This is a genomic window from Caproiciproducens puteiluti, assembly GCF_052442865.1.
Lineage (GTDB): Bacteria > Bacillota > Clostridia > Oscillospirales > Acutalibacteraceae > Caproiciproducens.
The window spans coordinates 1,562,241-1,586,812 of the sequence record NZ_CP194790.1; the positions used below are offsets into that span (position 1 = coordinate 1,562,241).

General features: G+C 50.6%; 22 protein-coding genes and 1 tRNA gene. 11 read left to right on the forward strand and 12 right to left on the reverse strand.

The window, feature by feature from the left end; genetic code table 11:
- Window positions 1-12: 12 nt before the first annotated feature.
- Window positions 13-1,008 carry an ATP-binding protein gene (locus ACRQU7_RS07470; protein WP_444644887.1) on the reverse strand — a complete coding sequence of 332 codons (996 nt, stop codon included), beginning with the start codon at window positions 1,006-1,008 and terminating at the stop codon, window positions 13-15.
- Entirely contained in the window at window positions 1,005-2,024 is a 1,020-nt protein-coding gene (locus tag ACRQU7_RS07475) for a DnaD domain protein (protein ID WP_444644889.1), read from the reverse strand. Before ACRQU7_RS07475 ends, ACRQU7_RS07470 begins: the two co-directional genes overlap by 4 nt.
- Window positions 2,025-2,186: 162 nt before the next feature.
- On the opposite strand from ACRQU7_RS07475, the gene ACRQU7_RS07480 reads away from it, so the two are divergent.
- The 8 genes from ACRQU7_RS07480 (at window position 2,187) to ACRQU7_RS07515 (ending at window position 9,702) form a co-directional block, all read left to right on the forward strand.
- Window positions 2,187-2,262 (forward strand) — tRNA-Gly (locus ACRQU7_RS07480).
- 142 nt (window positions 2,263-2,404) lie between these two features.
- Window positions 2,405-4,225 carry a translational GTPase TypA gene (typA, locus tag ACRQU7_RS07485; RefSeq protein ID WP_444644891.1) on the forward strand — a complete coding sequence of 607 codons (1,821 nt, stop codon included), beginning with the start codon at window positions 2,405-2,407 and terminating at the stop codon, window positions 4,223-4,225.
- 1 nt (window position 4,226) lies between these two features.
- Window positions 4,227-5,108 carry a 3'-5' exonuclease gene (locus ACRQU7_RS07490; protein WP_042081659.1) on the forward strand — a complete coding sequence of 294 codons (882 nt, stop codon included), beginning with the start codon at window positions 4,227-4,229 and terminating at the stop codon, window positions 5,106-5,108.
- Between the two features lie 84 nt (window positions 5,109-5,192).
- Window positions 5,193-6,035: a peptidoglycan editing factor PgeF gene (gene pgeF, locus ACRQU7_RS07495; protein WP_444644893.1), complete on the forward strand. Its 843-nt coding sequence runs from the start codon at window positions 5,193-5,195 to the stop codon at window positions 6,033-6,035.
- On the forward strand, window positions 6,032-6,925 hold the full coding sequence (locus ACRQU7_RS07500; RefSeq protein WP_444644895.1) for a radical SAM protein: 894 nt from the start codon (window positions 6,032-6,034) through the stop codon (window positions 6,923-6,925). Before pgeF ends, ACRQU7_RS07500 begins: the two co-directional genes overlap by 4 nt.
- An 88-nt stretch (window positions 6,926-7,013) precedes the next feature.
- Window positions 7,014-7,700, forward strand: a complete 687-nt coding sequence (trhA, locus tag ACRQU7_RS07505; protein WP_444644897.1) for a PAQR family membrane homeostasis protein TrhA — start codon at window positions 7,014-7,016, stop codon at window positions 7,698-7,700.
- Between the two features lie 89 nt (window positions 7,701-7,789).
- Entirely contained in the window at window positions 7,790-8,728 is a 939-nt protein-coding gene (locus ACRQU7_RS07510; RefSeq protein WP_444644899.1) for an alpha/beta fold hydrolase, read from the forward strand.
- Between the two features lie 101 nt (window positions 8,729-8,829).
- On the forward strand, window positions 8,830-9,702 hold the full coding sequence (locus ACRQU7_RS07515; protein ID WP_444644901.1) for a polysaccharide deacetylase family protein: 873 nt from the start codon (window positions 8,830-8,832) through the stop codon (window positions 9,700-9,702).
- 3 nt (window positions 9,703-9,705) lie between these two features.
- Here ACRQU7_RS07515 and ACRQU7_RS07520 read toward each other — a convergent pair whose 3' ends face one another.
- Entirely contained in the window at window positions 9,706-12,045 is a 2,340-nt protein-coding gene (locus tag ACRQU7_RS07520; protein ID WP_444644903.1) for a cation-translocating P-type ATPase, read from the reverse strand.
- A gap of 288 nt (window positions 12,046-12,333) precedes the next feature.
- Between ACRQU7_RS07520 and ACRQU7_RS07525 the strand changes: the two genes are divergently transcribed.
- On the forward strand, window positions 12,334-13,551 hold the full coding sequence (locus ACRQU7_RS07525) for an O-antigen ligase family protein (protein WP_052010501.1): 1,218 nt from the start codon (window positions 12,334-12,336) through the stop codon (window positions 13,549-13,551).
- A gap of 158 nt (window positions 13,552-13,709) precedes the next feature.
- Window positions 13,710-16,364, forward strand: a complete 2,655-nt coding sequence (mgtA, locus tag ACRQU7_RS07530; RefSeq protein ID WP_042081664.1) for a magnesium-translocating P-type ATPase — start codon at window positions 13,710-13,712, stop codon at window positions 16,362-16,364.
- Window positions 16,365-16,408: 44 nt separating this feature from the next.
- Here the strand turns inward: mgtA and ACRQU7_RS07535 are convergent, their stop codons facing one another.
- Window positions 16,409-17,686 (reverse strand): glycosyl hydrolase family 18 protein, encoded by a 1,278-nt coding sequence (locus ACRQU7_RS07535; protein ID WP_444645537.1) that lies wholly within the window; start codon window positions 17,684-17,686, stop codon window positions 16,409-16,411.
- Window positions 17,687-18,000: 314 nt separating this feature from the next.
- Between ACRQU7_RS07535 and ACRQU7_RS07540 the strand changes: the two genes are divergently transcribed.
- A complete protein-coding gene (locus ACRQU7_RS07540; RefSeq protein WP_444644906.1) occupies window positions 18,001-18,768 on the forward strand; it encodes a MerR family transcriptional regulator in 768 nt (255 codons plus the stop codon).
- A 76-nt stretch (window positions 18,769-18,844) separates the two neighbouring features.
- Here ACRQU7_RS07540 and ACRQU7_RS07545 read toward each other — a convergent pair whose 3' ends face one another.
- From ACRQU7_RS07545 to ACRQU7_RS07580, 8 genes are all read right to left on the reverse strand, one after another.
- Window positions 18,845-19,627 carry a DUF169 domain-containing protein gene (locus tag ACRQU7_RS07545; RefSeq protein ID WP_444644908.1) on the reverse strand — a complete coding sequence of 261 codons (783 nt, stop codon included), beginning with the start codon at window positions 19,625-19,627 and terminating at the stop codon, window positions 18,845-18,847.
- 51 nt (window positions 19,628-19,678) lie between these two features.
- Window positions 19,679-19,858 (reverse strand): DUF4177 domain-containing protein, encoded by a 180-nt coding sequence (locus tag ACRQU7_RS07550; protein WP_038323646.1) that lies wholly within the window; start codon window positions 19,856-19,858, stop codon window positions 19,679-19,681.
- 73 nt (window positions 19,859-19,931) lie between these two features.
- Window positions 19,932-20,678 (reverse strand): EFR1 family ferrodoxin, encoded by a 747-nt coding sequence (locus ACRQU7_RS07555; RefSeq protein WP_444644910.1) that lies wholly within the window; start codon window positions 20,676-20,678, stop codon window positions 19,932-19,934.
- 172 nt (window positions 20,679-20,850) lie between these two features.
- Complete coding sequence (locus ACRQU7_RS07560; RefSeq protein WP_444644912.1) at window positions 20,851-21,306, reverse strand: GNAT family N-acetyltransferase; 456 nt, start codon at window positions 21,304-21,306, stop codon at window positions 20,851-20,853.
- Between the two features lie 130 nt (window positions 21,307-21,436).
- Window positions 21,437-22,204 carry a sugar phosphate isomerase/epimerase family protein gene (locus ACRQU7_RS07565; RefSeq protein WP_444644914.1) on the reverse strand — a complete coding sequence of 256 codons (768 nt, stop codon included), beginning with the start codon at window positions 22,202-22,204 and terminating at the stop codon, window positions 21,437-21,439.
- Between the two features lie 106 nt (window positions 22,205-22,310).
- Entirely contained in the window at window positions 22,311-23,021 is a 711-nt protein-coding gene (locus ACRQU7_RS07570) for an MBL fold metallo-hydrolase (RefSeq protein WP_444644916.1), read from the reverse strand.
- 166 nt (window positions 23,022-23,187) lie between these two features.
- Window positions 23,188-23,751 (reverse strand): DNA-3-methyladenine glycosylase I, encoded by a 564-nt coding sequence (locus ACRQU7_RS07575; RefSeq protein WP_444644917.1) that lies wholly within the window; start codon window positions 23,749-23,751, stop codon window positions 23,188-23,190.
- A gap of 156 nt (window positions 23,752-23,907) precedes the next feature.
- A complete protein-coding gene (locus ACRQU7_RS07580; protein ID WP_444644919.1) occupies window positions 23,908-24,567 on the reverse strand; it encodes an endonuclease III domain-containing protein in 660 nt (219 codons plus the stop codon).
- Window positions 24,568-24,572: the final 5 nt, after the last annotated feature.

Below are 24,572 nucleotides of genomic sequence, written 5' to 3' on the forward strand. Positions count from 1 at the left end.
CCCCGTTTTGTTTTAGCACTGACTTCTTAACAGCTTCTGCAGCCGGTTATCCCTTCCGCTGAAAAGGACGCGCACGTAATCTCCCATGATTCTGGAAGCAAAACGTTCCGTGTACCGTTCCTGCAGCTCCTGAATGGAAAGGTTTGTGCTGATGATGGTTGGCTTCTGGGTCATCAGCCGCGTGTTGACGATGTTGTAGATTTCGGCGCAGGAAAACGCGGTTCGGAATTCCGTGCCCAGATCGTCCAGAATCAGCAGGTCGCAGTCCAGAATCATATGGCCGGTGTTTCCCTCGTCGCGGCCGAAATGTTCCCGTTCCAGCTTGGTAATCATGTTGTTGACGGAGCAGTAAACCACGCCGAAGCCTTTCTGAATGGCCGTGTTGGCAATGGCCAGCGACAGATGCGTTTTGCCCAGTCCTGTGGCCCCCTGCATTATCAGGCTGGGGGACGAAGGGGAAAAGCTGTCCGCGTATCTGCGGCAGTTGCGGTACACACTCTCCATCATGCTGCGCGGGGACCTTGCCGTGTCGCTTTCGGCCTTGTCCGGGTAAAAATCCAGCGAAAAGCTTTCAAAGGTGGAAAGCTTCAGCGGCGTAAGGGCGTTTAAGGAATCATAGGCCTGCGCGCGGAGAAGCTTCTTCATGCACTCGCACATCCTGCCGTCAACGTACCCGGTGTCGCCGCAGAGTTTGCAGGAATACTCCGGCTCCAGATAATGCTCGCCGTAGCCTAGGGAATTCAGTTTCTCTTTTAATCGGTTCTGAAGGGCCAGGTTCTCCGCTTTTAACCGGGTGAGCTGCTCTCTGGCGCTGCCGCCGCCCAAAACGGCCCTTGCCGCGGCGATTGCAGTGCGCGACAGGACGGACTCGATTTCGGCGGCTTCCGGGCAGATTCCGTAAAACGCCGCCTTTCGCTGCGCGGCCATGTCCTCCGCTTTTTTACGGCGTTCGGAAAGAATCTGTTCCGCGCTTTCGTAAATCTCCCTGCTGTAGCCCAATGCGATCACTTCCTGTCAAAATTGTCAAAAACGCTGGAACGCTCGTATTCTGCAATGTCATAGGAGGTTTTTTGAGGCTTGGTGCTTTTGCGCGCGGCCGCCCTTTCCTCCTTGTCCTTCTGCGCCTGCTCCAGCGTAGAGATGCCTTCCCGGTTCCAGCGCTCCAGAATCTTGTTCATGTAGCTGATACTGAATTTTCCGGTGTTGTCCACGCTGCGTTCATACGCCTCGTGAATCAGCGGAAGAGTGAATTTCCACTGTGTGACCCAGACCGAGGCGAATGCCTGCTCCTTGGTGGAGGGCGCGCGGTGGGGAATACCTGCCGCCTGCTCGATCACGCGCCACGCCTTTTGGCCTTCGTCCAGCCTGCGCAGCTTTTCCTCCGCCTTTTCATGGGTGAAGATTTCCTCGTCGGCCCAGTTCATGGCCACCTTCTCTATGTAACGGGTGTTTGCCTTACCGATGCTGACCACATACTGCAACAGCATGATGATCACGTCCGCGGGCAGCCCGAAATCATCGTGCAGCATCAGAAGCATGGCGGAATCCCCGTTGGAAATCAGCCTTCCCAGAATCTGCTCGGCCTCCTGCATCAGGCAGGCGATTTCCGTCGATTCGCCGATCCTTTTCGCGACAAAGGCGTTGTCGGGCTTTTGCGGGCGGGAAAGCAGCTTATGCGGTTTTTCGGCGGGCTCACCCTCCAGCTTTTCCGGTTCTTTTTCTTTCAAAACATCTTCTTTATTTTCAGGTACGGCCTCCGTTTTTTCCGGAGGCGTCAGTTCTTTGTTCTTTTCGCAGAAAAGCCCCGTTTGCTGCCAGTAGAGCATGGCGTCGGCAACGTCGGCCTTGTCAATGCACAGCGCTTTCGCAATATCCGCCGCTTCAAAGGAGTCGCCCGCGTGGCGAAGCTCCCATAAAAGCACCTTCAGCTGAACGGAACCGGCCAGCTTGATATGTTGATCAACTACGGAGCAGGGCACCGCGAAAACGGAGTTCCAGTCTCCGAGATTAATGGAATAACTCATAGAGGGTCACCTTTTCCTAACAATTCGGTTTGTTTTTTGTCTTGTCTGTTATTATAGCATAAGGATGCGAAATAGGGAATTGAAAAAAGGGGGAGAATATTTTTGAAAATCCCCTTGACAAAAGGTCGGGTTTTGTCATATAATTATTCACGCACCAAATCTGCGAATGTAGCTCATCTGGTAGAGCGCCACCTTGCCAAGGTGGAGGTAGCGAGTTCGAGCCTCGTCGTTCGCTCCAATATTGCGAAGCGCCGGTATTCTGCCGGCGCTTTTTTGTCGGATAGGTCCGTGTTTTATTCGCGGCGCTTATTCACAAACATATGGGAATGTGATATAATATTAAAGTTTTGTGAACTTAGATTAAAGAGGGAATATCGATTATGGATTTAAGAAATGACATTCGAAATGTTGCAATTATCGCGCACGTCGACCACGGAAAAACCACGCTGGTCGATCAGCTGCTGAAACAAAGCGGCATTTTCCGTGCCAATGAGAATGTTGCGGAGCGAGTCATGGACTCCAACGACCTTGAGCGCGAACGCGGCATCACCATCCTTTCCAAAAATACGGCCGTCATGTACGACGGCGTCAAAATTAATATCGTGGACACTCCGGGCCACGCCGATTTCGGCGGCGAGGTGGAACGCATCCTGATGATGGTGGACGGCGTCCTGCTTCTGGTGGACGCGTTTGAGGGCTGTATGCCGCAGACGCGCTTCGTGCTGAAAAAGGCGCTCGGCCTCGGCAAAAAGCCTCTTGTGGTCGTCAACAAGATCGACCGTCCGGGCGCGAGGCCGGCGGAGGTGGTGGACGAGGTACTCGATCTGTTTATTGAGCTGGGCGCCAATGACGACCAGCTGGAATTCCCGGTCGTTTACGCTTCCGGCCGCGACGGTTACTCTACTATGGACCCGGATGTGCCGGGGAAGGATATGACTCCGCTCTTCGACGCTATCCTTCAGTATATCCCCGCGCCGCAGGGCGACTTAAACGGGCCGACACAGGTCCTGTTTTCCAATATCGACTACGACGACTACGTCGGCAGGATCGGGATCGGGCGCGTGGAGCGCGGCGAGGTTCACAGCGGGGAAAACGTTGTCCTTTGCTGCCGCGACGGCGAGCAGAAGAATGTAAAGGTTGCCAAGCTGTATCAGTTTGAGGGCCTGAAGCGGGTGGAAGTGCAGGAAGCCAGACTGGGCGATCTGGTCGCCGTTTCCGGCATCACCGGTCTGAATATCGGGGAAACCGCCTGTGCGCCGGACTGTATTGAGCCGCTGCCCTTCGTTAAGATAGACGAGCCCACTGTTTCGATGATGTTCATGGTCAACAACAGCCCGTTCGCCGGAAGAGAGGGCAAATACGTCACCTCGCGCAATCTGCGCGACCGCCTCTTTAAAGAGGTGGAAACCAATGTCGCCATGCGTGTGGAAGAGACCGATTCCGCGGATACCTTTAAAGTGTCCGGGCGCGGCGAGCTGCACCTTTCCATTTTAATCGAGCAGATGCGCCGCCAGAACTACGAGTTTCAGGTTTCCGCGCCGCACGTGATCTATAAGATCATCGACGGGAAAAAATGCGAGCCGATGGAACTGCTCATGATCGAAGTGCCCGACAGCTATGTCGGCGCAGTCATGGAAAAGCTGGGCAACCGCAAGGCCGAAATTCTCAACATGGGGACGCGCGACACCGGCATGACCCATCTTGAGTTCAAGATTCCGGCCCGCTGCCTGATGGGCTACCGTCAGGAATTTTTGACGGACACCAACGGCAACGGAATCATGAACAATGTGTTTGATTCCTACGAGCCGTATAAGGGCGACGTCCAGACGCGCGCGCAGGGTTCGCTGATCGCGCACGAAACCGGCGAGTCCACCGGCTACGGCCTTTTCTACGCGCAGGACCGCGGCCGCCTGTTCATCGGGCCTGGCATCGAGGTGTACGAAGGCATGATTGTCGGCGCAAGCCCGAAGTCCGACGATATCGTCGTCAATATCTGCAAGAAAAAGCATGTTACCAATACCCGCGCCTCCGGTTCGGACGATGCTTTGAAGCTTACTCCGCACACGGTTTTAAGCCTGGAACAGAGCCTTGAGTTTATCCGCAACGATGAACTGGTGGAGGTGACGCCAAAAAGCATCCGCATGCGTAAGATGGTACTGAGTAAAGAGCTTCGGATGAAACAGGCGAGTAAAAATAAATGATATGAGCTTTGTAATACTTGATTTGGAATGGAACGGAACCTACAACCGCCGGCTCAAGGGCTTTATGAACGAGATCATTGAGTTCGGCGCGGTGAAGGTAGACCGTGACCTGAACGTGATCGATACCTTTGAGGCCCTGATCCGTCCGCAGGTCGGCAAGAAAATCAGCGGGAAGATCAAGACGCTGACCAGTATTACCAATGAAGACCTGAAGGACGGCCTGCAGTTTATGCAGGTCGTGAGCCGGTTCCGGAAATGGGCCGGCGACGCGGTGTTCATGACGTGGGGTACGTCGGATGTCCTTGCGCTGATTGAAAACTGCCGCTACTTTTGCGGCAACGAGCGTATCCCCTTTTTGAAGCGCTATGTGGACCTTCAGGCCTACTGCGAAAAGATGCTCGATTACGACCCGGCAAAGCAAATGGGCCTGAGCACTTCCGCGCAGCTGCTGGATATCGACGAGGAGGGCTTTGACCATCACCGTGCTTTGGGAGACAGCCTGCTGTCTCTGCGATGTTTTCAGAAGCTGTATACCCCCGGGCAGCTGGAACCGTTTATTCAGGACGCGACAACGGACGATTTTTACAACCGGATTCTTTTCAAGACGCTGATCGTCTGCGACCTGAGCAATCCGCTGATCAAACGGAGCGATATGCATTTCAAATGCGATCTCTGCGGCGGGCGGGCGCACAGGACGAGCGAATGGCAGCTCAAGAACAAGAGCTACCGCGCGGAGTTCATCTGCTGGCACTGTCACCGAAGGTTTTACGGCCGGGTGCAGTTCAAGCTGAAATACGAGGGCATGGTTGTAAAAAAGACGATCCTTCCGGTCAATGCCGAAAAGGATAAAACGGAGGACGAAGGGCCTCAAGAGGAGAGCTGAAAGCTCTCCTCTTTTTTACGCGCGGATTTGCATTCCCATTTTTGTTATGCTAGAATCAATACAATCAACCTGGGAGGCATCTTTATGAGTTATAACGCGAAGAATATGAATCGGCAGGAAAGGGACGGCGTTGTCTTTCTGACCTTTCCCTCTTTAGAAAAATACAGCTTCGTCAGTCACGCCTTTTCCACGCGGACCGGCGGTGTGAGCGAAGGGATATATGCTTCGATGAACCTGAATTTCGGACGGGGCGACAGCGACGAAAACGTGGTGCGGAATTTTCAGCGGTTCTGCTCCGCGGCGGGCTTCGATTACTCCACGCTGGTCGCGTCGGCCCAGGACCACCACACGGTTGTGCGCCGGGTGGGGCCGGAACACCGCGGAACGGGTATCTGGAAGCCAAGGGACAGGAACAGTGTGGACGGTCTGATCACCAATGAAAAAAACGTGACCCTGACCACTTTTTACGCCGACTGCGTTCCGCTGTTTTTTCTCGACCCGGAGCGCCGCGCAATTGGCCTTGCCCACGCGGGCTGGCGCGGTACCGTTGCCAAAATGGGGGCCGAAATGGTCAAAGCCATGGCCCGGGAATTTGGCAGCAGCCCGAAGGAGCTTCTTGCCGCCGTCGGGCCGTCCATCGGCCCGTGCTGCTTTGAGGTGGATGCTCCCGTCTACAGGGAATTTGCCGCGCTGACCGAAATCCGTCCGCACGAATTCATCGTTGAGAAAGGCGGAGGAAAATATATCATCGATTTATGGGAGGCCAATCGGCGAATCCTCATGGAAGCAGGCGTGCCTTCACAGAATATCGAGGTGGCTCAGCTCTGCACAAAATGCAACGCGCAGTGGCTCTGGTCCCATCGGGCCAGCGGAGGAAAACGCGGGGGCCTTGCCGCAATGATGTGCCTGAAGGGGGAAAAAGCATGACAACGGAGTGTTGTATGCTGTGTCCGCGCGCCTGCAAAGCCAGACGGACGGAAACCGAAGGAGCCGGGTTCTGCGGGCTGGGGACGGACCCTGTCGTCGCCCGCGCGGCGCTGCATTTTTGGGAGGAGCCCTGTATCAGCGGAAAACGCGGCTCCGGTGCGGTCTTTTTTACCGGCTGCTGCCTGAAATGCGTGTTCTGCCAGAACTATCAAATCAGCACCGAAAGGGCGGTGGGAAAACCGGTCGGTGTTCGCGAGCTTGCGGATATTTTCGACCGACTTGCAGAACAGGGCGCGCACAACCTCAATCTGGTCAGCCCCACACACTTTGTCCCCGCTGTCATCGAAGCTTTGAAGCTCCGGAAATCTCGGATTCCGGTCGTGTACAATTCCGGCGGCTACGAGAGTCTGGAAACGCTGAAGCTGCTGGAGGGCCTGATCGACATCTATCTTCCCGATCTGAAATACGCGGACGACCCGATTGCCCTGAAATATTCCGGTGCGCCGGACTACGCGGAACGCGCGAAGGCCTGCGTGATGGAAATGGCGCGACAGACCGGCCCGGCCCAATTTGATGATGATGGGATGATGACGCGCGGCACGATCGTGCGGCACCTGATTCTGCCGGGTAATACGCGCAACTCTCTTGCCGTTCTGGACTGGCTGGACGAAAATCTGCCGGACGGGGCGCTTGTCAGCCTGATGGCGCAGTATGTGCCCTGCGGAAAAGCGGCGGATTACCCCGAAATCAACCGCAGAATCACAAAACGGGAATACCAAAAGGTCCAGGAGCATCTGTTCCGTCTGAATCTGGACGGCTTTGTGCAGGAAATGGAATCGGCCAGCCGGAACTTTATTCCTCCTTTTAATCTGGAAGGGGTTTCGGACTGATAGGCTCTTGACAAACAGGAAGCTTCATTGTAAACTATTATATAGTTTTTAATACTACATAAAATAATTTATGATAGAAGTTGATATTATGAACGATAACAGTATTAGCAAATCCGAATGGAGGACCACACGCCGCAAAGAGCTGGAGCTTCCCAGCTATACCGTGGCGGAGGAAGTGATCAACGCCGCCACACACGGGGTCGGGGACGGTCTTGCGATCGCGGGCCTTGCTGCGCTTCTGATCAACGGGCGTCACGATACGCTGACGCTTGCCGCGGATTCCATTTTCGGCGTAACCATGATCCTGCTTTATACGGTCTCCACGCTTTATCACGCGCTCGGGGTCTGCCCGGGGAAAAAAATCTGCCAGATACTCGATCACTGCACCATTTTTCTTTTGATTGCGGGAACCTACACGCCGATTTCACTGTTGTGCTTCGGCGGGGTCACGGGCTGGGTGATGTTTTCGATTGTCTGGACGGTGGCCGTTGTCGGCATCGTGCTCAACGCGATTGATCTCAAGCGCTTCAAAACGTTTTCCATGGTTTGTTATCTGGCCCTCGGGTGGCTTGTGATCTTCTTTTTCAAGCCGCTGCTCACGCACCTTGACCCGGGCGCCATTTTTAACCTGATTGCGGGCGGTGTGTTTTACACGGTCGGCGCGGTGATTTACGGAGTGGGGAAAAAAGTCAAATATATGCACTCCGTGTGGCATTTGTTTGTACTTGGAGGAACTATTTTTCATTATTTGGTCATTTATCATATTTCCGTATAAATTTGTTTACAAATCGTATCACATTTTCCTCTTTTTCTGCGATATAATGAATACACAGAATGCACTCGCAGCATGGAGAGGTGACGCAATTGGATATTTTAGAAAGACAGATGTCTTTTGATTCCTGTGCAGATGACGAAAGGATTTTTGCACGGGTTATGGAACCTGCCAATCAGGCGGATGTCAGGGCCGTGCTGCAGATTGCTCATGGAATGGCGGAGCACAGCCTTCTTTACATGGATTTTGCCCGCCAAATGGCTGAAAGCGGCTACGCCGTGGCTATCAACGACCACCTGGGCCACGGAAAATCGGTTTCGGCAGGCGGGGAATACGGCTATTTCGGCAAGGGCGGCTGTCAGAACCTTGTAAAAGACATGCATAAGCTGTATGCCCTGATACGCAAGGACTATCCCGATGTGCCGTATGTGCTGATGGGACACAGCATGGGTTCCTTTCTGGCCCGTTCCTACGCCGCCCAATACGGTGAGGAACTGGACGGGGTCATTTATATGGGCACCTGCGGCAGTCCCGGCTCGGGGGTGCTTACCGCCCAGAAACGGCTCGGCGACGCCATTGTCAAGAAGAAGGGCGAAAAAAGCCACGATCCGCTTTTTGCAAAGCTTTCCACCGTAAAATACAACAAGGCTTTTGCGCCGTTTATGACGCCGAACGACTGGATTTCGCGCGATGAGGCCGAGGTGGAGAAATATACGAAAGACCCGCTCTGCGGGTTTGACCTGACTGTTTCCGGCTATCGGGATATCGTTTATCTGCAGGCCGAGATCAGTTCCTCCCGTTGGTTTAAGAGGATGCCGAAAATCCCCATTTTGCTGCTGTCGGGCGAAAAAGACCCCGTCGGCGATTTTGGCAAAGGGGTCAAACAGGTTGCCGCAAGGCTCAGGAGGACCGGCCACGACGTCCGCTTGGTTTTATACCCGGGGGCGCGTCACGCGCTTCTGAGCGAAACCAATAAACAGGAAGTTTATGGTGAGATAGAGAAATTTCTTCTGTCCGTAACAAAAGAATAAACTCCAAAAGGAAAAGGACAGGGCAAAGCCGACACTTTGCCCTGTCCTTTTGTGATATCTGCCGGCCGCGCTCCATATATTTCCATAGGAGGAGAATTCCTATGTTTGTAACTGTCCGCATGAACCGCAAGCTGTCCCTGATGTTATTCACCACGGCGGCCATTGTACTGATCATCGCCTTCGGCGCAGTGAATCCCGCCAAAGCGACGGATAACGGTAAGGGGATCAAGCTGCCTGTCCTGATGTACCACAGTATGCTGAAAGATAAATCCTATCAGGGTGTGTATGTCATTTCACCGGATATCTTTGAAAAAGATCTCCAGTATCTCCAGAAAAAAGGCTATACGGCGGTTGACGTACAGGATTTGCTGGATTATGTAAATCAGAAGAAGCCGCTGCCGTCCAAGCCAGTGATGATTACATTTGACGACGGGTACTACAACAATTATCTCTACGCTTATCCTCTCGTTAAAAAATACAACATGAAAATGGTGCTTTCCCCAATCGGCTACTATACCGACCTGTTTTCCGACAGCGTCAGCCCGGAGCACGCCAATTATTCACACTGCACCTGGGATGAACTGAATGAAATGATCGCATCCGGCCGGGTGGAAATTCAGAATCATACCTATAATCTTCATGAAAACAAAAACGGCCGGCTCGGGGCGGGAATGAAACGGGGAGAAAGCGTCAGCAGCTACACATCGCTTCTGACGGAGGACCTCAGCAAAATGCAGGAGAAAGTAAAAGAGCATACCGGCGATACTCCCACCGCGTTTGTTTATCCGTTCGGCGCCATCAGCGGCGCGTCGGTACCGATCATCCGGAAGCTCGGCTTTCAGGCCAGCCTGACCTGCGAGAGCCGGATGAACTACATTACGGAGGATCCGGAATGCCTCTATGGGCTCGGCAGGTACCTTCGGCTCGGTAAAGTAACGACGGAGGCGTATTTCCGGAAAATCAAACTCGACTGAGGACTAATTTCCGATTTTTTTCATGATCACTTTTTCGATCATATGCAGGATGGCGGTCATCAGGCTTGTGGCCACCAGGAACATGGGTACCAGTACCAGCAGCATAGGCAGGGTCAGGTCCACCACGGCAAAAAACGGCTGGAAGAAAACCAGCGCGATGATAAAAGCGGAGGTCATGACGGAAAATAACGCGGCATGCTTCAGATTGAACGGCATGCAGACTTTAAACAGGGTCATCAGTCCGGTGTATCCGGTAATGATCACGGCAAGCGTGGAGATTTGCTCCTGTGTAAAATTCAGGAAGCCGGAAAGAAGTACGAGCAGAACGATGTTCAGCGCCATTGTCAGCGCGCCCGGCAGCGCTTTTTTGATCACGTTGACAATAAACCTGCCCCGGATCCGCTCCCGGTTTGGTTCGAGCGCCAGGATAAACGACGGGTAGCCGATGGTCACGGCGTTGATCAGCGTAAACTGAATCGGCTGGAAAGGGTAGTCGCAGCTGCAGAAGATGAACAGCACCGCGATGATCGCGGAAAATATCGCCTTTACAAGAAACAGGGAGGCCGAGCGCTGCAGGTTGTTGATGGAGCGGCGCCCCTCGTTGACAATGCGGGGCATGCTTGCGAAATCCGAATCCAGAAGAACCACCTGCGAAACCGTTTTGGAAGCGTCACTGCCGGAGGCCATCGCGATGCTGCAGTCGCTTTCCTTTAAGGCGAGCACGTCGTTCACACCGTCGCCGGTCATGGCGACCGTGCGTCCCCGCTCTTTTAACGCTTTGATCAGGTCGAGCTTCTGCTGCGGCGTAACGCGCCCGAACACGGCGTATCTCGCCGACGCTTCTTTCAGCTCTTCATAGGTTTTCAGCGTGGTCGCGTCAATATAGCTGTCGGCCTTTCTCAGCCCGGCCTTCTTGGCAATATTGGCGACTGTGACCGCGTTGTCGCCGGAAATCACTTTCAGATCGACGCCCTGGGAAGAAAAGTATTCCAGGGTCTTCTTTGCGTTCCTGCGGATTCTGTCGCTCAGGAGGATCAGCGCAAGGGGGGAGATGTCGGCGGGCAGTACGCCGCTGCCGTCCAGCGGGTGCTTGCTGTGGGCCAGAAGCAGCACGCGCTGCCCCCGGGAGGAATATTTTTCAACCTCCGGCCTGATCTGCTCAAAGCCGTCCTTCAGGACAAACTCGCCCGCGCCCACAAGAAAGCTGCCTGCTTCCTGAAAGCTCGCCCCGCTCCATTTTCGGGCGGAAGAAAACGCGACCGTATTTGTGCATTTCCACGCGGGGGGCTTGCGGTCCAGCGCCTTCAAGGCGTTGGAGGTCGGATTGTCGTCATTGACCGCCTTCATCACCGCGGCGATCGCTTCTTCGACCTCCTGCCTGGAAATGTCGCACAGGGGGACAACGGCGTCCACCTGCATAGTTCCCTCCGTAATGGTTCCTGTTTTGTCCAGACAGAGCGTATCCACGCGGGCGAGGGTCTCAATGGAATAGAGGTCCTGCACCAATGCTTTGTGGTGGGCCAGGCGCAGCACGCTCACCGCCAGCACGACGCTGGTCAGAAGGACAAGCCCTTCCGGAATCATGCCAATCAGCGCGGCCACGGTGCTGACGACCGCGCGGTTGAAGGGTTGTCCCGAAATATAGATTTGTTTGTAAAACAGCATTAGGCCGATCGGGATAATTGAAAACCCGGTGTATTTGATGATTTTATTGATCCATGTCATGATTTCGGAATTCGGCTTTTTCAGATATTTGGCGCTTTGCGTGATTTTTGCCGCGTAATTTTCGACACCGATATGTTCGACCTGTGCAAGGCAGCTTCCGCTCCCGATAAAGCTTCCGCTCAGAAGATGGTCGCCGCTTTTTTTGACGATCAGATCGGCTTCGCCCGTAATCAGCGCCTCGTTGACCTCGCATTCGCCGTCCGCGACCACACAGTCGGCGCAGACCTGATTTCCGGAGGAAAGCACCATCATGTCGTCCAGCACCAGCTCGCTGACGGGAAGGTCCTGCCTGACACCGCCGCGCAGGACATGCGCTTTCGGCGCAGCGATCAGCTTCAGCCGGTCGATCGTCTTTTTTGCCTTAATTTCCTGAATGGTTCCGATCAGGATGTTCGAAAAAATGACACCCATAAACAGCAGGTTCTTGTAGGAACCCACCATTAAAATCAAGCCCGCGAGAATTGCATTTAATATATTGAAGGGCGTGATCAGGTTGCCGTGAATAATTTGTCCGACCGTTTTGGTTTTTATTTCCTCTGTGCCGTTTATCAGACCCTGCCGGCGCCGCGCTTCCACTTCTTCTTCCGAAAGCCCGGAAATTTTGCTTGCATCCATCATGAATTTATCCCCGTCCGTGTATTAATCTTAATGAAATTCATTATACTATAGTCAGCCGCTTTTTTGTCATTGTAATAAATATTTGAAAAAAACTTCAAAATTTCGCAACAATTTCCGTCGAAATCACCAAATTGTGATTTGGCCAAGCGGGATATTCGATTGATAATTTACCTTGTTTCGTATTTGTATTATGAGTATAATTAAGCGGTATGAAATATCGTGGATAAATTGGGTCCACCGTTTAACAATGTAGGAATATGTGAAGAAAGGGGTCTGGCCCTTATCAGCATGATAAACATTGATTTTCAGAAGACAAAGCTGCCTGTCCGGGATTTTGACAGTTTGCTCGTTTTGCTGCTGACAGTCTCTATTTTTACTCCCTTTTATTTCAGCGTTGCCGTAACCTGCGGGATCGCAGTGATGACGATGATGAACTGCAAAAAAAGGACGAAAGCTTTTTCGTCTCCGTACTCCAAATATCTGCTCGGCTTTTTAATCATTCCCTTTTTTGTGTCCGCCACCTATAACAATTACTGGGGCATGCTCTATGCCATTGTGATTCTGGCCGCCGCGACCTGTGCCTTTTATGTCAGAAGCGTCATGACGCGCCAGCTTTTCGATCAGGTCATGGATGTGTCCTGTATTGCGAGTATCTGGTGTGCGCTGATCGCGGTTTTTCAGAAGATCACCGCTTACGGCGCCGCGCCCCGGTACCGCCCGGTTTCCGCGTTTCACAACGCGAACTGCTACGGCATGATGATTGAATTTATTATCATTATTGCCATCTATCGGATTTTTACAAAGGCAAAAAACAAAAACTTTTATCTGGGCGTTATCGGCATCAATCTGGTCGGGCTTTATCTGTCGGCGAGCCTTTCGGCCTTCGTCGCCACCGCGTGCGCGATTATGACCGTCCTGCTTTACAAAAAGAGATACAGGCTGGCTGGCGGGCTGGTGCTGCTGGCCGTTGCTTTTCTTTCCGTCAGCCTCATTTTTCCGTCGATTTTCCCAAGGGGTCTTGAAGCGATCGACAGCACCTGCGGACAGCGGATTTCAATTTGGACAACCGCTATCAGGGGAATTGTACGCCATCCGTTTTTGGGAACCGGAGCACTGTCCTATCAGATGATCTGTGAGCAGCTGGGCGGGTACCAAACCTACCACTGCCATAATCTGCTGTTGGACACCCTGTTGAATTTCGGTTTTATCGGGTTTGGCGCAATCGGTTTTTATGTGGCTATGCAGCTGAAACTGCTGGCTCTGCGGTTTAAGAGCAATCTGGGCAGAGATATGAATATTCTTGTCCTTGCCGCCGTCGTTGCGGTCTTCGTACACGGCCTTACCGATGTTACGATTTTCTGGATTCAGACGGGGATGCTGTTCCTGCTGATGTTCTCGTCGACGGGTATCGGGTCGGAGTACCTCGAACAAAAGCTGCGTCTGCCTTCGCTCATTCCGGACTACGCCGAGGACGTCAAGGCACAGCCTGTCTACCTGAAAAACTGATTTTTCGGTTTGGTCTTGACTTATCGAAGAAAAGAGACTATCATCTGCTTGTAGTTGAATAGTATGTGATAGCAATACGGTTTATTGTCCCCCTGCCTCACAAAATCCGGCAGGGGGATTTCTATGCTTGATTCATTCCTGAAAGAGAGGTGCAAAAAATGAAAAAGAATAAACTGCAGGCAAACGGAATCAGCGCGCAGGCCATTGTGCAAAAGCTGGCGGAGTACTCCAGAATGGAGAAGTATATGCTGCTCTCCGCCCTGAAAACGAGAGAAAAGGGACTGGACATTGTCGATGTGGAAATGTTTTCCGAAGAGTACAAAAGCAATGAGATTTCCCATGAGAAGCCAAAGCCATGGTATGTGCAGCTGATTAAAGCCTTTGTCAACCCGTTCACCCTTGTTCTGCTGATCATTGCCGCGATTTCCTTCCTGACGGAGGTGGTCCTTGCGAAGCCGGACGAAAAAAGCCCGGCGGCCGTGATCGTCATTCTTTTTCTGGTCCTGGTAAGCGGGGGGCTGCGCTTCTTTCAGGAATTCCGTTCCGGAAAGGAAGCGGAAGGGCTGAAATCCATGGTCAAGACGACCGCGACGGTGATCCGCCGTGAAAACGGGCGGGAAGAGATCCCTATGGCGGAGCTGCTGCCCGGCGATATTGTTGTGCTGTCCGGCGGGGATATGATTCCCGCGGACGTGCGGATTTTAAAGGCAAAGGATTTGTTTGTCAGCCAGTCGGCGCTTACCGGCGAAGCCGAACCGGTGGAGAAATATCCGGAGCCGGATAAGACCACGGAGGGGCATAATCTGTTCGATCTGCGGAATATCTGCTTTATGGGGACCAATGTCATCAGCGGCGCCGCTACCGCCGTTGTGCTCGCCACCGGGGATTTCACCTATTTCGGCAATATGGCAAGGGAGCTTTCGGGCGACCGCGCGCCCACCAGCTTTGACAAGGGCGTCAACGCCGTCAGCTACCTTCTGATCCGCTTCATGCTGGTGATGGTGCCGGTCGTCTTCCTGATCAACGGCATCACGAAGCACGACTGGATCGAAGCGCTGCTGTTTGCCATTTCGGTCGCCATCGGCCTGACGCCGGAGATGCTGCCGATGATCGTGACCACCAACCTTGCCAAGGGCGCCGTCAGCATGTCGCGCCAGAAGACGGTGGTCAAGCACCTGAATTCCATCCAGAATTTCGGCGCGATGGATATCCTCTGCACCGATAAGACCGGTACGCTGACGCGCGACGAGATCATTATCGAGCGCCATCTGAACGTACAGGGGGAGGAAGACATCCGCGTGCTGAAGCACGCCTACCTGAACAGCTATTTCCAGACCGGGCTGAAAAATCTGATCGATCTGGCCGTTATTGAAAAGGCCGGGGAAGAGAGCGTCACCTATCTGAACAATGAATACACAAAGGTCGATGAGATTCCGTTTGACTTTTCCCGCCGCAGAATGAGCGTTGTGCTGAAAAACAGAACTGGGGAGGCACAGGTGATCACCAAGGGCGCCGTGGAAGAGGTCATGGAGATTTGTTCCTTCTGCGAATACGACGGGAAGGTTGTCCCCCTGACCGGAGAGCTGCGCCGGCAGGTCGTGCGCATGACGGATGAGCTCAACGCACAGGGAATGAGAGTGATTGCGGTCGCGCAAAAAAAGAATCCGGCAGTGGAGGGCGTTTTCGGCGTCAAGGACGAAAGCGACATGACGCTGATGGGCTATCTCGGCCTTTTGGACCCGCCGAAGGAATCCGCCGCCACCGCCATACGGGCTTTGAAGGAGTACGGAGTACAGGTCAAGGTGCTGACCGGCGACAATGAAGGGGTTACGCAAAAAATCTGCGGCGAGGTCGGCCTGTCGGTTGACAAAATCCTGCTCGGCTCCCAACTGGAGAAAATGAGCGAGGACGAACTCTTAAAGCAGGTGGAGGATACCACTGTCTTCGCGAAGCTTTCCCCCGTTCAGAAGGCGCGCGTTGTCAACGCGCTGCAGGAGCTGGGCCATACCGTCGGATTTATGGGTGACGGCATCAATGACGCGCAGGCGCTGAGCAAGGCGGATGTCGGGATTTCCGTGGATACCGCGGTGGACATCGCCAAGGAGAGCGCCGACATCATCCTTCTGGAAAAAGACCTGATGGTGCTGGAGCACGGCGTGATCGAGGGAAGAAAAATATTCGGAAATATTATCAAATACATTAAGATGACGGCAAGCTCCAATTTCGGCAATATGTTTTCCATGCTTGTTGCCAGCGCATTTCTGCCGTTTCTGCCGATGATGCCGGTACAGATTCTGGTACTGAACCTTCTGTACAACATTTCCCAGATTTCCATCCCGTGGGACAATATGGATGAGGATTACCTGCGCGTGCCGCGCAAATGGGAGGCTTCCAGCATCGGCAAATTCATGATCTTTATCGGGCCGGTCAGCTCCGTATTCGATATCGCGACTTATTTGCTGATGTGGTTTGTGTTCGGCTGCAATACGGCCTCCAATCCGGCGCTGGTCGCGCTGTTCAACGCCGGCTGGTTTGTGGAAAGCCTGATCTCGCAGACGCTGATCGTCCACCTGATCCGCACGCCGAAGCTGCCGTTTATCCAGAGCCGCGCGGCTTCTCCCGTTGTCCTTCTGACTACGGTGATTATGGCGATCGGCGTAGCGATCCCGTTTACGCCGCTCGGCGAATATCTTGGGCTGGCAGCTCTGCCGCTTCCCTATTTCGGCTGGCTGGCGGTGATTGTGCTGGGATATACCCTGCTTGCGCAGATCGTCAAGTCCCTCTATATCAGAAAAAATCATTCGTGGCTGTAACGAAAAGAAGGGCCTGAGCTTCCCGCTCAGACCCTTCTTTCTGCTTATCTTACTTTTCTGACATTGTACATGGAGTTCAGCACGATCCAGTTCTGGGGGAAGAAACTGTTGATGGTCCAGTAACTGACACCTCCCAGATTGTATTGATCCACCAGCCTGAGCTTCGCCTGAATGCTTCGGGCATCCTCGAACCAGACGACGTGCTGTTTTCCATTTTCATAGTAATTGAAGAAGGGGGACTGCGCCTCCTCGTCGAACATAATCTGCGCGCCCACTCTGGACGCCAGGCTGACGGCGCCGGGGTTGGTCAGCGAGCGGGCGGCGCTGCCCTGAACGAAGGGAAGCGTCCAGTCGTAGCCGTAATTGGGAATCCCCATCAGGATTTTTTTGCTGGGAATGACGGAAACGGCGTATTGCAGCACATTCTCCACCAGATTGACCGGGGCGACCGCGCGGGGCGGCCCGTAGGTGTAGCCCCATTCGTAGGTCATCAGGATAACGTGGTCCACAAGGGTGCCGTGCGTGGCATAGTCGTGCGCCTCGTACAGCAGCCCCGTCTGTCCCTCGCTGGTTTTCGGCGCGAGAGCGGTGGTAACGGTATAGCCCAGCGGATGCAGCCTGTCGACGACCTTTTTGATAAAGCTGTTATAGTTGTTCTTATCATTTGGAAAGATATATTCAAAATCGATATCGAGCCCGTAATACTGTTTTGCGTTCAGCGTCCTTACGATATTTTCCAAAAGGGTATTCTGAATATCCGGATTCGCCAGAATGGTATGGGCCAGATCGCTGTTAAAGCTGGCTCCCTCCTGAATGTTAGTGATGACCATCATGGGACCGACATTCTGATTCCAAGCGGCCTGAATCAGCGGGGTGTCCTGTATGGGGGCCAGACTGCCGTCCGGACGGACCTGATAGCTGAAAATGCTGAGATAGGTGAGATGGGGCAGGGTGTTTTCAAGCGTAGTGGTGTTGATGTTTGGGAAAGCGTATCCGTTTACATCGATGGTTCCCAGCTTTTCGGTGGAAAGGGGAATCGTAATGACCTGACCTGCCCTGATTCTGGAGGGGTCGGTGATGGAAGGATTCGCGCTCAGAATGCGGAACACCGTGGTGTCGTAGCGCCGGGCGATGGAATACAGCGATTCTCCGGAAGCCACGGTATGGTCGACACTGTCCGCGTCCACCACGATCGCCTGCCCGATCATCAGCCGTTCCGTGTTTTCCAGACTGTTGTCGGCAATGATTTTCTGTATGGAAACGCCGTAACGTCTGGAGAGGGAATAGATGCTGTCCCCCTGCCGCACGATATGTATCACCAAATCCATCACACCTTTTCCTTATAAAAATGGCGGTAAAGCGGCTGTCCTTTCTTTGCGCAGAATCGCTTTCTACCAGTATATGTGAGGAAATTCCGGCGTATTCCTGCCCAAAAGAGCGCAGCGGTAAAACTATAGTAATTCCATTTCAGTTTGCAAGACAAAACACGTTCCTCCCCCGCCGAAGGCGGGGGAGGAACGTAACCTTATTGCAGAATTAACTGGAGATGCTGTAGAAAAAAATCGATTGGAAAAAACAGGCTATTGACATTGACGTAACGGAAAGGTGTATGATCTTTTTGCAGGGAGGGGATTTCATGGAATACACGATTCAGAAGTTGGCGCGGCTGTCGGGTGTCAGCACACGTACGCTGCGGTACTATGATGAGATCAATATTCTCAAGCCGGCGAGGATCAACTCATCAGGATACCGTATCTACGGGCAGGATCAGGTCGACCGCCTGCAGCAGATCCTGTTTTACCGCGAGCTGGACGTCAGTCTGGAGGAAATAGGGAAAATCCTCAGCGCACCGGATTTTACCGTGAAGGACGCTTTGAGTTCCCACCGTGAGAAGCTCCTTGCCAGAAGGGCGCGGCTCGACGCGCTCATCGCCAATGTGGAAAAAACACTGGCTTACGCGAAAGGAGAGACAGATATGGCCGATCAGGAAAAATTTGAAGGCTTTAAGCAGAAGCTCGTTGACGAAAACGAACGGAAATACGGAGCGGAAATCCATGAGAAGTACGGAGAAGAAGCGGTAGACAGAAGCAACCGGAAGCTGAAGAATATGACGCAGGAAGAGTACGACCGGGTTACCGCTCTGGGTGAGGAAATCATGCAGACGCTTCTCAGCGCCTACCGGACGGGGGACCCCGCCGGGGAGCTTGCGCAGCGGGCGGCGGACCTGCACCGTCAGTGGCTGACCTTCTATTGGGACAGCTACAGCAGGGAAGCACACGCCGGGGTCGCACAGATGTATGTGGACGATCCGCGCTTCACCGCCTATTATGATAAGCACCAGCCGGGGCTGGCTGCGTTTCTGCGTGACGCGGTTCTCGTCTACACCGATACAAAAAGCAAATAAGCATAAAAGGAAAGCGGCGGACAGGATAAAATCTTGTCCGCCGCTTATCTGTATATAGAATTATCTGTACTGAAAATTATTGGTTTCTCTCCAATACCCTGGCCCAGGTCGCGCCCTGTAAGAAGCTGCCCTGCACGTTATTTTCCATCTGTAAGAACATCTGATAGGGGACGGCAAAGGAGAGCAGGTCCTTATCGATGTATTTTCTCGCAGAGATATCCGTCATACCGATAATCGCGCTGGGATGTTCCTTTTTTGCCTGGGCAAACGGCAGGATACACACGCTGTGGCATCCGGCACCGAAGGGGGCGATTACGGTTTCCGTTTCTCCGGCTTCCCGGTCGTAGTTGGCCAGGACGATCAGCGCGGAAAGCTGGTCCGGATTTGCCAGGAATACGATATCTTCGGGCGTTTCGATCCCGTCCACCCGTTCCAGCGGCTTAAACAGGACGTATTCGGTCGGGACGTCCGTCATAGGCAGGGAGTCGATGAACTTTTTTGCAAGCTCCGGGGTCTTATAATATCTTTCCCCTACGTCCAGCGGGGTGGAGGTATGAAAATTTTTGGCGGCTTCGCTGCGGGCAAACTCCTGATTGCCCGTCGAAAGGTAATATTCGATTCCACCGGGAAATTTGGTGTATTGATTGCCGAAGCCAAGGCCGGTTCCCCCGCCCAGACAGCCAAATGTCTGACGGTCAAAAGCGGCGGTTCTCCCTTTCGCCGCGGACATCAGCATTGCCGCCACGCAGCCGTGACGGCCCTGTGCGAATTGCAAAGCGCCTTCCGGCTTGCTGTCGGAAAAAAGAACGGCTATGGGCGAGTAACGAAGGCTGACTGCGTTTGCAATTTTGCTCTCCATGGTTCTGCTCTCCTTTGTTCTTAATTGAGGTGGTTTTTCTCTTGTACCCTTTTATTTCTTTTCTCTTTTAAACACAAAGATCATCATAGAACCCAGACCGCCGGCACATTGAAAGTTCACAAGCTCCCAGCCGTCTTTGCCGTACCGTTCCAGCACCGCATCGCTTTTCCTCTTTAAGCTTTTCACCGTGTCAAAGAGGCTGTTGAAAGTCACTGTTGTATATTCCCACATGTTAAACTCCTTAATAGTACGATAATCCGAATTGGCTGTAATGCTCATAATCAGACCGATCATATTTTGTAAATTATAAAAGACCCTTCAGACAAGATTCGTAAGTATATCTCACACGATTCCGGGTGGAATCTCCATAGTTGATTGCTGCAGCCGGACAATGATGAAGACAGCGCAGGCAATTATCGCATTTCGGAAGTACCCAGAACGGCTTGTTTTCTTTCATTTCTATCGCATGAACCAGACAATTCTTCACACACAGCCCACAACGAATGCAAGAATGGTTCACAGTAAAGGGGGAGGTGCTTCGGGCTTTCTCATAATGAGTGTGAATGCCGGGCGTTAATCGGCGTATGAGCCAGTTGCTTCGATAAGGCTTTTGGGTCCCTTGAATGATCTTATGAAGAACTTTTTCTGCATAAATCAATTTCTTTTTCTGCGTCTCCAAGGATGGTATGTCATGCAATATCGAATAGTTTGTGACCATGACGAGAGAGTAGACGGTTGGTTTAGGAAGTCCTTTTTCCAGAAAAAGCTTTTCTATCACAGCGTCTCCTCCGCCCAAATACCCGCCGCATGTGACAATAACGACTATTTTACTGACGTTTATAAATTCACTTTTTCGGATGAATGTTTCCATCCGGTCTGAAATTCCCCAAAAACAATTAAATGTCGTCAGAAATAGAGGCTCCCCGTCTTTTAAGTGAAATACGGCAGGCTCTTCAAAGTCACAAACATCCACCATATCTCCTTGAAATGTTTCGTGCAGTTTTACAGCAACATGCTTTGAATTACCAGTTGAGCTGTAGTATATTACCATTGCAGCATGACCTTCTTTCTGTGACGGTTCCTGTCGATGCAGGAATTCCTGTCTGTTTGCATGTTATATAAACAGTGCGAATTCCCTATCGGGCTCATTTGTGAACTTCATTTCGATTTCGGAAAGGTTTTCAGATAGCCTGTTCTTCTTTCCTGTTTTTCAAAACCCGTATTTAAAACAGTTTCTTTTCCATACATACGGATTCTGGCATATTGATATACTGGCCATAATTTTTGATAACATGAAATCCGATCGAGGTATACATTCTCATTGCTTCTTTTAGTAAAAATCCTGTTTCTAATATCAACTTTGTATATCCCTTATTGAGTGCTCTCTCTTCAAGTGCATTCATTATAGACTTACCATAACCACGATTCCTGCAGCCCTTTTCTGTAAATACTCTTTTGATTTCTGCAGTGCCAGGTTCATATTCTTTAAATCCACCACATGCAACTGCTTTGCCATCTTCAATAATCAGAACAACGTCATGTATGTTTTCCAGTGTATTATATTGAATATACTGTTTTCTTTGCTTTTCCCCACCAACGACATCATTTAGATGTTCATCTAATTTATGGCACAAATCAACAAATCGTTCATCATCGCCATTTGTAAATATAATCTCCATTTTTAAATTCCTCTCATAAAAATAATTAGACCGTATTTTCAATGATTGTCAAAGCAATTATACGAAGCTCAAACTTTCTGAGCTAACCAATTGCTTGTTTCGAGAAACGATGAAGATTACTCATTTTTTATTATTTAGTGAGTCTGAGTGTTTCCAGCCTTTTTGCTCGTTCAAACGCTTCAAATAAAAATTTATCCGCCGATAGATCCTCATAACCCCAATTCATGGCCTCAATTGCGGTCGGACCAGAATAACCAGTTTCGGTGATCTTTTTCATGGCCACAGACCAATCAATTGTACCGTCAAAGGGCAACCGGTGTGTGGCATCTCCGCAATTATCATGTAAATGCAGTGCCATCAACCGGGAACCGTACATGGATAATAAGTCATCGCCCGGACAGTACCGGTAGTGATGTGCACAGTCATAACAGAATCCGATACGCAGAGAATCTACCTGCCCTAGTATATATGCCAAAGTGGTAAAGTTCCATAAATTCTCCAGCGCAACATTGACGCCAAGTTGTTCCGCTTTTTCAGCGATTCTGTTAATTATATCCAGCACCAATGTGCTATTTGTATTGTCTTCGTCCGGCAGGTGTACCACCATTGTCGGAATCTCAAATTCGGCGCAATCTGCAACACATTGTAAATAGCAATCGGCTGCGGATTCCCCGTTCAGATTGTCAAGCCAAAGGTTCTCTTTGACTTGAAATGGCGTGTGGATATTTTCTATAAAAAGCCCCGCTTCTCGCGCAATTCTTGGACCGCTACGGTAATCATTCCGACCAAAGCCTTCACTCCACCACATTAAAACACCATCAAACCCGGCTTGTTTTATCGAGCGGTAACGCTCCTGTATTGACATTTCATAGCCAAACCAATCATAAATAGTAATCATAATCCAAGTTCTCCTTCGCTTAGATAAAATAATCCGAATTTGTGCTCTTTATTCTGCTTACCTGTAGCAATCAGATTTTGCTGAATCTGAATTAATAAAGAATATGTTATTTCATATGTATCCAGTTCGCCATTACGTAATCATAATCGTTACTTTGTCCACCGTGTGCTGTGAAAACTAATTGTACATTTTTTAATTTAGCCAGTCTTTTGATGGATTTTTCTTGTTCCTCTGTATCCATGCAATAAAATGAACTGTTAGGATGCGCTTTTCCGTCAATCAACCTAAAAGCGTCACCTACAAATAAAAATTTATCATCAATCAGATAAGTCATTGATCCAGGAGTGTGACCGGGTGTTTCAATCGCTCTGACCTTGATTGTTCCAATCGCAACTTCATCATTGTCTTTTAGTAGTTTATATGGTTTGTTGATTTTTCTGTTATAAATAATGCCATATTTTCTTGAAACTTTCCTTGTTATCATGGGTTCCTCATGTGAGGAGAGATATATTTGAGCATTTTGAAAGACAGACAATCCTCTTGCGTGGTCAAAATCGGTATGTGTTAGAAATAGACTAGTGATTGTGTCCGGATTAATATTCAGAGACGAAAGCTCCCGTCTCAAAATAGATTTTCCATAACCGGAGTCTATCGCAATCTGATCGGAGCCTTTTTTATATATAAATAAATTGACTGAGCCTGTCCTGACGGCGAATATATTCTTAGTAACTCGTCCTGTTGGAATAAGCTGAAGATGTTTTCGGTTGGCAAATGCGTTGGTGCTAAAATCATATAAAAAATTAGACATCAGCCCCATATATCATCACCCACTGTTGTATTAAATAATTAGAAAATGTTCTCAATGAATGTCGTAAACATAATGCGTAGCTCGTTTTTCACTCTCCGACACACATTGCCGGTCTTATACGAAGTTTAGAGGAACTCGTTAACTTCATGTAATTTAAATAATAAGATTCGATAGATTATTTTGTGCAACTGTGTTTCCTGAAACAAGAGTCAACATGGTCATTCACAATACCTGTTGCCTGCATATGAGAGTAGATTGTAATTGAGCCCAGAAAGCGGAACCCTCTTTGCTTTAAATCTTTGCTGATCACATCTGACAAAGCTGAAGTTGCAGGAATTTGTGATATATTTTGGTAGCTATTCATAATTGGCTGTTGATTTACAAATCTCCAGATATAGCTGTTGAAGCTGCCAAACTCTTTTTGAATTTCTAAAAATTTACGTGCATTGTTGATCGAGGCTTCAATTTTTCTTCTATTCCTAATGATTCCTTGATTTGAGAGAAGCTCATCTATTTTTTTGTCATCATATGCTGCAACTTTTTCCGGTTCGAAATTATCGTAAGCTATTCGATAATTTTCTCTTTTTCTAAGTATGGTCAGCCAACTTAGCCCAGACTGCGCAGATTCTAGTACTAAAAATTCAAATTGCTTTCTATCATCGTAGACCGGAACTCCCCATTCTTCATCATGATATTTGATATATTGGTCATCTGATTTACACCAATCACATCGATTCATTAAATTACCCCTTTCATGACCTGATAACATACACAGTATTTATATAACATAACAGGCTGTTTATCATAAACATAATGTAAAGCTCGAACGGGAGGGAAGACGACACATTATGCTCATTAAATGCAGCTTATCGACGTGCTTTGGTTACAGAATTCATTACTGCAAGGGCGTGCTTTTTTGCTGGTTCGGAAAGCTGCATTCGTTTACGAATGGACAGCCACCGCATTTAGGCTTCTTTTTGCAGTGCCTTTTCCCATGCTCCAAAATCAATATATGGTATTTGCCGAATAATACGGCGTCTTTCTCAATTCCCTCTGTGAAATATGTCTGCAGCGGTTTGTATTCCAGTTTCACAGGGACGGACAGCCTCTCTGCCAGCCTTTTTATGTAAGCGTCGATTACAAATGTGGGGAAGTAAAAGACATAGAGCAGGACGGCATCTGCGGTTTCCTGTCCGATTCCCTTTATGGCAAGCAGTTCCTTTCTAATTTTGTCCTGCGGCTGTTGTTGAACCGTTTCCACGGAATATCCATATTGTTTATACCACGCGGTTATATTTTTCAAACAGACCGCCTTTGCAGTGTAAAACCCGCTGGGATAGATGTGCCTGATTAATTCATCCAGCGGCAGGGCTTCGATATATTCAGGGGTAAGCCTGTCACCAAAGTTTGCCAGCGACCGTTCAACATTTCCCCACGCCGTATTCTGGACTAAAACGGCTCCAACCATAATTTCATAGGAATTCCCCGGCCACCAACCGAGATCTCCGTAGTGTTCCAGCAGCTTATTGTAAATCCAATTTGATTTGTTTGACATGGATT